The sequence below is a fragment of the Streptomyces bambusae genome (assembly GCF_019400985.1).
Lineage (GTDB): Bacteria > Actinomycetota > Actinomycetes > Streptomycetales > Streptomycetaceae > Streptomyces > Streptomyces bambusae_A.
Window position 1 is genome coordinate 25,095 of sequence record NZ_WTFF01000029.1, and the last position, 10,450, is coordinate 35,544.

Below are 10,450 nucleotides of genomic sequence, written 5' to 3' on the forward strand. Positions count from 1 at the left end.
TGCGGGAGCACCGCCTGTGTGCATCGTGCCACTGTCCGTGCCGTGGGTGCAGGTCCACGCCACCCGTTCGGCCCCGGACGGATGCACGCCTGGTACACAGGTGGTATGCGAGCAGTGGTGCAGAGGGTGGACGGCGCGAGCGTCGTCGTCGCCGGTGAGACCGTGGGCGAGATCGTCGGCGAGGGACTGTGCGTCCTGGTGGGGGTGACCCATGACGACACCCCGGAGAAGGCGGCGCAGCTGGCCCGCAAGCTGTGGTCGGTGCGGCTGCTGGAGGGCGAGAAGTCCTGCAGCGACGTCGACGCGCCGCTGCTGGTGATCTCGCAGTTCACGCTCTACGGCGACGCGCGCAAGGGCCGCAGGCCCACCTGGAACGCGGCCGCGCCCGGCGAGGTCGCCGAGCCGCTGGTGGACGAGGTCGTCGGCCGGCTGCGCGCGCTGGGCGCGACGGTGGCGACGGGCCGGTTCGGGGCGGACATGCGCGTCTCGCTCACCAACCACGGCCCGTTCACCATCGTCATCGACGTCTGACGCCGCGGCCTACGGCGCGACCACGACCTCCTGCGCCGCCGCCGTCGTGCCCGCCAGCAGCGGGGCGTCGACCGGGACGTTGCGCTTGACCAGCGCCAGCGCGATCGGGCCGAGCTCGTGGTGGCGCGCCGAGGTGGTCACGAAGCCCAGCTGGCGGCCCTCCTCGCCGTCGGCGGCCAGCCGGACCGGGGTGCCGTGCGCGGGCAGCAGCACCTCGGAGCCGTCCAGGTGCAGGAAGACCAGCCGGCGCGGCGGCTTGCCCAGGTTGTGCACGCGGGCGACCGTCTCCTGGCCGCGGTAGCAGCCCTTCTGCAGGTGCACCGCCGAGCCGATCCAGCCCAGCTCGTGCGGGATGGTGCGGTGGTCGGTCTCCAGCCCCACCCGCGGCCGGTGCGCCTCGACGCGCAGCGCCTCGTACGCCAGCAGCCCGGCGGCCGGGCCGTGCTCGGCGGCGAAGGACTCCAGCTCCCCGCGCGGCAGGAAGACGTCCCGGCCGAACGGGGTCTCGCGTACGACGTACTCCTTGCCGAGGTCCGCGATCGACCCGGCGGGCAGGTGGACGACCGCGAAGTCGGCGGTCCGGTCGGCGACCTCGACGCGGTAGAAGAACTTCATGGACTCCAGGTAGGCGATCAGCGCCTCCTGGGTGCCCGGCTCCACGTGTGCCCAGACCGTCTCACCGTCGTCCACGAGGTAGAGCGCGTGCTCGATGTGCCCGTGGGCGGACAGGATCAGCGCCTCGGTGGCCTGGCCCGGCGGCAGCTCGGTGACGTGCTGGGTGAGCAGCAGGTGCAGCCAGCTCAGCCGTTCCGGGCCGGTGACGGTGACGACACCGCGGTGGGAGAGGTCGACGAAACCGCGGCCGTCCGCGAGGGCGCGCTGCTCACCGAAGAGTTCGCCGTAGTGGGCGGCGACGCCCTCGTCACGGCCTTCTGCCGCAACGGCGCCGGGAAGATTGAGCAAAGGGCTGGTCATGGACCAAGCCTACGACTGCCCTACGAGTCGCCGGCCGGGTGCTCGGAGGCGTGCGCGGAGGCGTACTGGGCGGCGCACTTCCGGCAGCGTCCGAAGATCGCGAAGTGCTTCATGTCGGTCTCGAAACCGAAGGTCGCCCGCAGCTTGGCCGTGAACTCGGAGGCGATGTCCTGGTCCGCCTCGATCACGTCCCCGCAGTCCCGGCACACCAGGTGGATGTGGTGGTGGCGGTCGGCGAGGTGGTACGTGGGCGCGCCGTGCCCGAGGTGGGCGTGCGAGACCAGGCCGAGCTCCTCCAGGAGCTCCAGCGTGCGGTAGACGGTGGAGATGTTGACTCCGGAGGCGGTCTTGCGCACCTCGACGAGGATGTCGTCCGGGGTGGCGTGCTCCAGGGTGTCGACGGCCTCCAGGACGAGCTGGCGCTGCGGTGTCAGCCGGTAGCCGCGCTGCCGCAGGTCGGTCTTCCAGTCGGTGCTCACCACGGGGCCAGTGTAAGGGCGCCCAGGCACCCCGGGGTCCCCCCGGGCGAAGTCCGGGGGGAGTCCGGGAAGGTCCGGGAAGGCCCGGGAGGGAGTCCGGAAGGTCCGGGACCGCGGGCCGCCGCGGATCAGCCCCTACGTGGTGACCGGCGGCGGCTCGGACGGCGTACGGCCCGTACGGCCGGGCGGCGGTCGGTGGGACGACGCGGCGGTCAGCGGGAAGACGCTGCGGTCAGCGGGCGATCAGCGGGCGATCAGCGGGCGATCAGCGGAAGAAGGCGATGCCGTCGTCCGGCATGTCCGGGAGGTTGCGCGCCATCTCGGCGACCTCCTCGGGCGTGACGACCTTCTTGAGCTGGGCCGACATGTACGGGCGCAGCTCGACCTCCGGGGTGGCCTTCTCGCCGACCCACATCAGGTCGCCCTTGACGTAGCCGTACAGGCGCTTGCCGCCGCTGTACGGGCCGGAGGCGCCGGTGCGGGCGACCGCGTCGGTGGCCAGGTCGATCTGCGGCTTCTTGTCGGCCAGCTCGCCGTACCAGACCTCGACGACGCCGTCGTGCCGGGCCATGACGACCTCGACGTTGCGGTCCTTGTCGATGCGCCAGTAGCCGTGCTCGGACTCCAGCGCGCGGACCTTGTTGCCCTCGGCGTCGAGGACCCAGGTACGGGAGGAGTACTCCAGGAAGTCCCGGCCGTCGTGGCTGAAGACGGTCTCCTGGCCGAAGTTGCACTTCTCGTCGCCGGGGAAGTCGAAGACGCCCGCGCCCTCCCAGGTACCGAGGAGGAAGGCGAGGGGGACGAGGCCCGGGTTCAGGTCGGACGGGATCTGGATCATGGATGCAAGCTCAGGCGATCTGTGGGAGGGGTCCGGGGCGGTCGGCGGCCGGGGCTCAGCGCTGGCCCTGGTACAGCTTCTTCACGGCCAGGCCGGTGAAGGCGAGAACGCCGACGCAGACCAGGATCAGCAGGGAGGTGAAGAATGCCTCAAGCACGGCGTGCTCCTCGGAGGTTTCGTCGGATCCCCCGAAGGTCGCTCCGGGGAAGGCAAGGGGCCGGTCCCCAAGCCTACTGGCCCCGGGACCGGCCCACTCTGTGAGGTACGCCGTACCGACGATCAGCTGCTCAGCCGAGCAGCTGCTCCTGGAGGATCACGGCCTGGCGGATCGGGACGGCCGGGACCTCGCCCTTGCGGGTCTGGAAGATCACGGCCCGCACGTCACCGGCCAGCACGCAGCCGAGCTTGGTCTGCTCGTCGCCGGCGGGCAGCTGCTCCTGGTAGACGTTGACCCTGATCCCGGAGGTGGCGGCGCCGCCCGGACGCTCACCCTCGTGCCGCACCCACTCCTGGTCGTCCTCCATCAGGGCCGCTCCGACGATCTTGGCATCGGGGCCACAGCCGGTGAAGGCGTCCGCGAAGCCGGAGGCCTGGAAGCGCAGCAGGTAGACATGGGTACGGGTGCCGTCCGGCATGGTCCAGCCGCGGCCGGCGATCTGCCGCAGGCCGTCGTGGGTGAGGGCCTCCTTCATCTTCGGCTGTTGGCCGGCGGAGTACTCCTCCAGGAAGACGTCGACCGGGACAGCGCCGTCCTTGTCCGCCTTGACCGCGGCGTCGGGCGTGGCGCCGTTCGGCGCCGGCAGCAGGAGCTGGCTCAAGGCCGCGTAGTGGATGCCGTCCCGGTTGTCGGGGGCGAAGGGCAGCGGGGCTCCGGCGGGCAGGGCCGGCTTGACCAGCGTGGGGTACGTCCAGCGGCCGTCCGTCTGCGTGGCGAGGCCCGGGATGTCGGTGCGCTCGGGACGGGTGACCCCGTACGCGACGCCGGCGCCGGCCACCACGAAGACCGCCACGGCGGCTGTCCACCGCAGCACGGCGCGCAGCGCCCGACCCTCCTTGGGAGCGGCGGGCGCGGCCTCGGAGGCCACGGGCACGGCCTCGGAGGCCGCCGACACGGCGTCGGTGGTGGGCTGCTCGGTCATACGGACTCCCCCGGGGACTTCATGTGGTTGAGCTGCCGCTTGAAGAGCTCTGCGGCCTTGCCGGAGTCGAACGAGTTCCCCCCGTAGGCACGGAAGGTCACCATCAGATCGCCCTCCACGGCCACGCACATCAGCGAGTCGATCTTCTCCTGCTCCTTGTCCTTCTGCTCCTCGGAAACGGCCACGAGCGCGCATTTGGCATCCGGGAACCCGTCGATCTTCGGCGCCTTGCGGTCGTCGCCCGCCAGCTCGATCAGCTTCTTGGCGAACGTGGAGAACGCGCCGACGGCCTGCGGGTCCGCCTGGGTCAGCTGGACCTCGAAGGTGGTGCGGGGCTCCCGGCTGTAGGCGCCGTCCTGCTGGTAGCTGCGCCCGGCCACGCCCTTGAGCTTCAGCTCGGCCAGTGCCTTGTCCCGCTCGGCGCGCTGCGTGGTCGACAGGCCGGCGCGGGCTTCCTTGAACGCCTCCATCGCCTTGTCGCCCGAGACGTAGAAGTCGTTGCCGCCGCCGTCGATGTCGGGACCGAGCTTGAACTGCTCGGGCACGGGCAGCAGCTTGGCGGTGAGCGCATTCGCCGGGACCTTCGCCGGCGTGTGCGCCGGCTGCGGGCCGGCGTCCGCCGGGGTCCAGTACGCGGTCGGCGAGCTGCGGTCGGCGGTCGCCGACAGCGCGGCCAGGGTTCCGCCGGCCGCGGCCAGCAGGGCAGCGGCGACGCCACCCGCGATCAGCGGTGTGCGCCGACGGCCGCGCGCCGGCTCCGGGGAGGCGAGGTGCGCCGGATCGCCGGCCTCGGGGACGGACTCGTTGTGCTGCTCGGTCACAGGCGCTCCATCTGTCGCTTGGCCAGATCGACGATGTCGCTCTGCGGGATCTTCTTCTTGTTGTCGTTGTACGTGATGAACATGGCGACGTCCCCGCGCCGGGCGACGGCGGAGGCCAGGTACAGCGGGCGGTAGCCGGGCTTCTCCGAGGGCTTCGCGTAGACGAAGGCCTTGCCGAAGCCGGCGGGGACACCGGGAATGTCCACGCCCCGGTTCGCGGCGCGGTTGCTGTTCGACTCCAAGTGGGCCTGGTGCCGCTGGAAGACCTCAGCGCCCTCGCGGTCACGGAACTGGATCAGCGTGACCTTGGCGAAGACGGTGTCGTCCACCTCGTAGACCAGGACGGCGGCACGGCGCACGTCGGACTTCACCAGGTCTTCGAGGCCGCCTCCCGGATCGTCGAAGAAGCCGCGCGAGAACACGTCGAGGGACTCGTTCCCCTTCTCCATGACCTTGGCGCCGCCCGGCGCGTCCACCAGCAGCTGGACGAGGTCGTCCTCGGTCTTGTGCCAGCGGTTGGCGTTGACCGACTTGTGGGTCGTCTGCTCGTCCGGGGCCTTCGGGGCCGGGTCGGGCAGCTTCTGCTGGGCCAGCGGAGCCAGGGGCGTGGGCGGGCGGTCGTACTGGACCGCGTAGCCGGTGACGAGGCCGGCGAGGACGCCGAGGGCGGCGGCGGACCCGATCAGGACGGGCGTGCGACGGTTGCTGCCCTTGTTGCGCTTTGCAGACGGAATCGGTGGAGTGTCCGCTTCCGGCGCGTTCTCCTCCGTATTCGGAGGCTCAATGACGGTCTGTACGTCTTCCAAAGGGGTCCCCCCACAGGACATGAGCACGGAGTACGTCACCCGTGCACACGTTTGATTCCTGTGGGGTGGGCAGGGTTGCGCGCCCTGCCGTCACGGTTCGGTCTCGCCGGGATGCTTCCGGCCGTCCAGCTCGTCCCACCACTCGTCCGACTGCGGATCACCGGACGGGTCGTCCCACCAGCGGTCGTCCGGACCGCGCCGGTTCGCCACCACCGCCGCGACGGGCGGGATCACCATCGCGACGAGGCACATCACGACCGCCGCCGGCACGGACCACAGCCGCACGAAGGTCCAGGCGGAGACGAAGAGGAAGAGACATCCGCCCATCAGCAGGAAGTAGGCGCGCCGGCGCCGGGCGTACATGCTTCCAGCGTAGATCCGCCGGCGGGCATGGCGAAGGGCCGCACCTTTCGATTCCAGTGGCGTCCAACCCCCGAAAGGTGCGGCCCTCGGCCGTATCTGAACCTCAGACGGCGATGGCGACGTCCGTGAGGCTGCCGGTCTCGGTCACGACGACCTTGCGGTCGGCCGTGCCGCCCGGGACGAGGGCCCGCAGGGTCCACTCGCCCGGCGCCGCGTAGAACCGGAACTGGCCGGTGGCCGAGGTCGGGACCTCGGCGGTGAACTCGCCGCCGCCGTCCAGCAGGCGGACGTAGCCCGAGACGGGCTCGCCGTCCTTGGTCACCTGGCCCTGGATGGCCGTCTCACCCGGCTTGAGCGTCGAGACGTCGGGTCCGCCGATCTGTGCTCCGCACATGTTCTCTGTCCTGTCCTGAGAGAAGAAGTGGTCTTACTTGTTGGCGCCGAGCTCGATCGGCACGCCGACGAGGGAGCCGTACTCGGTCCACGAACCGTCGTAGTTCCTGACGTTCTCGACACCGAGCAGCTCGTGCAGGACGAACCACGTCAGCGCGGAGCGCTCACCGATGCGGCAGTAGGCGATGGTGTCCTTCGCCAGGTCGACCTGCTCGTCGGCGTAGAGCGCCTTGAGCTCGTCGTCCGACTTGAAGGTGCCGTCGTCGTTGGCGTTCTTCGACCACGGGATGTTGCGGGCGGTGGGCACGTGGCCCGGGCGCTGCGACTGCTCCTGCGGCAGGTGCGCCGGGGCGAGCAGCTTGCCGGAGAACTCGTCGGGCGAGCGGACGTCCACCAGGTTCTGGGCGCCGATGGCGGCCACGACGTCGTCGCGGAAGGCGCGGATCGAGGAGTCCTGGGCCTGGGCCTTGTAGGCGGTGGCCGGGCGCTGCGGGACCTCGGCGCCGTCGACCAGGTCGCGGGAGTCGAGCTCCCACTTCTTGCGGCCGCCGTCGAGGAGCTTGACGTCCTGGTGGCCGTACAGCTTGAAGTACCAGTAGGCGTACGAGGCGAACCAGTTGTTGTTGCCGCCGTAGAGGACGACGGTGTCGTCGTTGCCGATGCCCTTGGCGGACAGCAGCTTCTCGAAGCCCTCCTGGTCCACGAAGTCGCGGCGGACCGGGTCCTGGAGGTCCTTCTTCCAGTCGATCCGGACGGCGTTGCGGATGTGGTTCTTGTCGTAGGCGGACGTGTCCTCGTCCACCTCGACGACGACGACCTTCGGGTCGTCCAGGTGGGCCTCGACCCAGTCGGCGTCTACGAGGACGTCGCTGCGGCTCATGGTGTTCTCCTCCGGGGCAGTGTGCGGCGGGCGGTGCAGGTGCTGCGCGGTGCAGATGCTGCGCGGTGCTGCTGGCAGTTCTGTGGTTGCTGCGCTGCTCGTCGTGCGTGGGCGAGGCCCCGGACGGGGTCCGGGGGTGGGTGCGCCGGGGCGATCCTGGGCGGGGGCGCGCAGGACCGGCGGTCGGGTGCGGTCACGCAGGAGGGCCGGTGTGCGGCCGTCGATCGAGCGGGTGCGTACGGATGCGCGGGGCGCTCACATCGGGCGACAGAGCATGGCGGCGACGCGACACAGGTCTACTGCCCGTCGCTTCGTGAGATCCGCCTGCTGTCGCTTCATGGCATGGATCGTAGGGAGGAACGGGCGGCGCTGTCACCGGCGTTTCATATCCCGAGACGGAATCGCCCGAAAGGTAAGACGGAAGCGGCCCCGCGCAGGCCTCGGAGGCCCCTGTGGGCCCCCATTTTCTGCGGATCGGGACCGCCCGTCTCACGATCCGGCCAGAACCACGTCCTTGCCGCCGATCGAGAGGTGGACGCCGGCGGCGTCCGAGGTGAGCCCGGAGAGCTCTATACCCTTCGGCAGGCCGTCGATGCGCCGGTCGAAGTCCGTCTTCTTGCGGACCATGCCCTCGACACCGGGGATCCCCTCGCCGGGCACCTCGTCGGCGCGGACCCGGACCGTGTTGCCGTCCACGAGGGTGACGGTGGAGACGACGCTGCGCGTGATGGCCCGGCCGAGGATCTCGACGGTGGCGGTCACCTTGACCTTGCCGGGGGCCCCGCCGTAGGTGAGGACCACGCCGCTCTGCGAGGCCTTGGTGAGGTCTTCGTACGAGACGAGCGCCGAGCCGTCGACGGAGCCGGCGGTCCCGCCGGAGTAGTCGCTCTTCAGCGTGACGTCGTGGAAGCCGGCGTCGAACTCCGTGATGCGCATCTTGCGCCCGTCGGCGCTGGCCTCGACGCCCTTGAGGCGTACGTCGACCTGGTCGAGCTCGTAGCTCAGGGCCTGGGTGAGGAACGGGAAGCCATGGATCTCCACTTCCGTGCTCCCCGCCAGGCCCTGGCCTATGTGGATCCGGTCGGCCAGCTCGTCCTCGGCATAGCCGACCGCCCAGCGGTCCGCGGCCACGAACAGTCCGGCCAGGACCAGTCCGATGATCAGAAGTATGCGCAGGAAACGCATGATTCCCTCCCCCTGTGGATGATCATGTGAGGTTACTGGCTCGCACTGCTCGCGCCCGGGAAGGCTGAGCCTGAACGGGAAGACGCGGCTCACGGCGGAAACGCTCCGGCTCGCGCCTGGAAGGCTCCGGCTCGCGCCGGGAAGACGCGGCTGGCGCCGGGAAGGCTCCGGCTCGCGCCGGAAAGGCCCGGCCGAGCCACGAGGGCCCGGCCGAGCCAGGGCGGCTCAGCCGACCACCCGTCCGATCAGGTAGACGGCGGGCGCGGCGGCGGCCAGGGGGAGGGCGACGCCGGCCGTCATGTGCACGAACCGGGACGGGTAGTCGTACGCCGCCACGCGCAGCCCGACCAGCGCGCAGACGCCGGCGACCAGCCCGAGCAGGGCGCCTCCGGCGGCCCCGACGTCGGTCAGCCCGCCGCCGGCGATGCCGGCGCCCGCGGCGGCCGCGAGCGAGACCCCGACGGAGGGGCCGGCCGCCAGCGGCAGGGCACGGACGAAGGTGGCGACGGCGACGGCGACCGTGCCGACGGTGACGGCGGCGAGGTCGGCGGCGAGGTAGCCGGCGCAGACGATGGCCAGGGCGGCGGACGCCACGGAGGCCATCAGGCCGTACATCCGCTCGTCGGGATCGGCGTGGCTGCGGAGCTGGAGGACCAGGGTGAGCAGCACCCAGACGCCGAGGGTGCCGATGACGGCGCCCGGGCCGTACGCGTCGTCCACGGCGAGGACGGCGACGTCGGCGGTGACCGCGCCGGCGAAGGCGAGGGCGATGCCCTGGCGGGCGGGCCACATCCCGTTGAGCCGGAACCAGCCGGCCGCGGTCAGGCCCTGGAGGGCGATCAGCGGCAGGAGCAGAGCGAACTCGCCGACGGCTGCCGCCCCGGCCATGAGGATGCCGAGCCCGGCGGTCACCAGCGCGGGCTGCGGCCCGGGGTCGATGATCGGCGACCGGCCCTCGGCCCGGGCCTGGGCGGGGTCGATGACCCGGGTACTGCCGGCGAGGGTGGGCTCGGAGTACCCCGAGTCCCTCGACGAGGCCAAATCTTCCGGGGCGGGCACGGGAGCGGCGCCTTCGCCGGCTGCGACGGCGGCTGCGACGCCGGCCGCGGCGTCCTCGCGGAACGGGGGCAGGTACGCGGTCTCGGCCGCCGCGTCCGGGGACGGGGTGGCCGCGCCGTCACGGAACGGCGGGAGGTAGGCGGTCTCCGCCGCCGCACCGGACGACGAGGAGGCCGCGCCCTCACGGAACGGCGGGAGGTAGGCGGTCTCGGCTGCCGCGTCCGGGGACGGGACGGCCGCGCCCTCCCGGACCGGGGGCAGGTACGCGGTCTCGGCTGCCGCACCGGGCGACGGGGCGGCCGCGCCGTCACGGAACGGAGGGAGGTAGGCGGTCTCCGCCGCCGCGTCAGGAGACGGAACGGCCGCACCCTCACGGACCGGGGGCAGGTACGCGGTCTCCGCCGCCGCACCGGACGACGAGGAGGCCGCGCCCTCACGGAACGGCGGCAGGTACGCCGTCTCCGCCGCTGCCTCCGGGGAGGAGGTGGCCGGCCACGGAGTGGCCGGCTGCGGGGCGGCCTGGGACCAGGCGGGGCCCGAGGCGGGAGCCGCGTCCGGAGCGGGGGTCTCGGGGCGGAACCACTCCTCCGGCGCAGCGAGCCCGGCTGACCCGGTCCCGGATGCGGCGGATGCCTCGCCGGAGTACTGCGGCGCGTACGGCGTCCCGCCCGCGGCCGGGTCCTGGCGGTACGGCGCCTCGGCCGCGGCCGGCTGCTGGGCGTACGGGGTCGCGGGCCCGGCCTGGTGCTGGGCGTACGGGGTCGCGGGCCCGGCCTGGTGCTGGGCGTACGGCGCCTCGGGCGCGGCCGGGTGCTGCGGGTACGGGGTCCCGAGCGGGTCGCCCGCCGCCGGTTCGGCCGTCGCGGACGGCACCTCGTCGCGGAACCAGCCCGCCGGGGCGACGGGCTGCGGGCTCTGGGCCTGGGCCGGGGTCCCGTGCGCCGGGGACTGCTGCTGTGCGGGGACACCGCCCAGCGGCCC

The 10,450-nt window shown here is 72.1% G+C and carries 13 protein-coding genes; 1 reads left to right on the forward strand and 12 read right to left on the reverse strand.

Features of this window, described 5'->3' with window-relative positions:
- Window positions 1-105 precede the first annotated feature (105 nt).
- On the forward strand, window positions 106-531 hold the full coding sequence (dtd, locus tag GPJ59_RS07190; RefSeq protein ID WP_219665605.1) for a D-aminoacyl-tRNA deacylase: 426 nt from the start codon (window positions 106-108) through the stop codon (window positions 529-531).
- Between the two features lie 9 nt (window positions 532-540).
- Here dtd and ygfZ read toward each other — a convergent pair whose 3' ends face one another.
- The 12 genes from ygfZ to GPJ59_RS07245 all read right to left on the reverse strand — a co-directional run bounded on the left by ygfZ (window position 541) and on the right by GPJ59_RS07245 (window position 10,444).
- On the reverse strand, window positions 541-1,506 hold the full coding sequence (ygfZ, locus tag GPJ59_RS07195) for a CAF17-like 4Fe-4S cluster assembly/insertion protein YgfZ (RefSeq protein WP_219665606.1): 966 nt from the start codon (window positions 1,504-1,506) through the stop codon (window positions 541-543).
- A gap of 20 nt (window positions 1,507-1,526) precedes the next feature.
- Entirely contained in the window at window positions 1,527-1,988 is a 462-nt protein-coding gene (locus tag GPJ59_RS07200) for a Fur family transcriptional regulator (protein WP_219665607.1), read from the reverse strand.
- 262 nt (window positions 1,989-2,250) lie between these two features.
- Window positions 2,251-2,823 carry an FABP family protein gene (locus GPJ59_RS07205; protein ID WP_219665608.1) on the reverse strand — a complete coding sequence of 191 codons (573 nt, stop codon included), beginning with the start codon at window positions 2,821-2,823 and terminating at the stop codon, window positions 2,251-2,253.
- 287 nt (window positions 2,824-3,110) lie between these two features.
- Entirely contained in the window at window positions 3,111-3,962 is an 852-nt protein-coding gene (locus GPJ59_RS07210; protein ID WP_219665609.1) for a hypothetical protein, read from the reverse strand.
- Window positions 3,959-4,783, reverse strand: a complete 825-nt coding sequence (locus GPJ59_RS07215; protein ID WP_219665610.1) for a hypothetical protein — start codon at window positions 4,781-4,783, stop codon at window positions 3,959-3,961. The genes GPJ59_RS07210 and GPJ59_RS07215 overlap by 4 nt, the downstream gene beginning before the upstream one ends.
- A complete protein-coding gene (locus tag GPJ59_RS07220) occupies window positions 4,780-5,589 on the reverse strand; it encodes a hypothetical protein (RefSeq protein WP_219665611.1) in 810 nt (269 codons plus the stop codon). Before GPJ59_RS07220 ends, GPJ59_RS07215 begins: the two co-directional genes overlap by 4 nt.
- A 90-nt stretch (window positions 5,590-5,679) precedes the next feature.
- The gene (locus GPJ59_RS07225) at window positions 5,680-5,952 is read right to left on the reverse strand and encodes a DUF3099 domain-containing protein (protein ID WP_219665612.1); all 273 of its coding nucleotides are present in this window, start codon (window positions 5,950-5,952) and stop codon (window positions 5,680-5,682) included.
- Window positions 5,953-6,055: 103 nt separating this feature from the next.
- Window positions 6,056-6,346 carry a DUF1416 domain-containing protein gene (locus GPJ59_RS07230; RefSeq protein WP_219665613.1) on the reverse strand — a complete coding sequence of 97 codons (291 nt, stop codon included), beginning with the start codon at window positions 6,344-6,346 and terminating at the stop codon, window positions 6,056-6,058.
- A 33-nt stretch (window positions 6,347-6,379) separates the two neighbouring features.
- Window positions 6,380-7,225, reverse strand: a complete 846-nt coding sequence (locus tag GPJ59_RS07235) for a sulfurtransferase (RefSeq protein WP_219665614.1) — start codon at window positions 7,223-7,225, stop codon at window positions 6,380-6,382.
- A 255-nt stretch (window positions 7,226-7,480) separates the two neighbouring features.
- Window positions 7,481-7,564 carry an Ms5788A family Cys-rich leader peptide gene (locus tag GPJ59_RS38860; protein WP_374200797.1) on the reverse strand — a complete coding sequence of 28 codons (84 nt, stop codon included), beginning with the start codon at window positions 7,562-7,564 and terminating at the stop codon, window positions 7,481-7,483.
- 150 nt (window positions 7,565-7,714) lie between these two features.
- Complete coding sequence (locus tag GPJ59_RS07240) at window positions 7,715-8,410, reverse strand: LmeA family phospholipid-binding protein (protein WP_219665615.1); 696 nt, start codon at window positions 8,408-8,410, stop codon at window positions 7,715-7,717.
- A 225-nt stretch (window positions 8,411-8,635) separates the two neighbouring features.
- Window positions 8,636-10,444, reverse strand: a complete 1,809-nt coding sequence (locus tag GPJ59_RS07245) for a hypothetical protein (RefSeq protein ID WP_258023997.1) — start codon at window positions 10,442-10,444, stop codon at window positions 8,636-8,638.
- Between the last annotated feature and the right edge of the window lie 6 nt (window positions 10,445-10,450).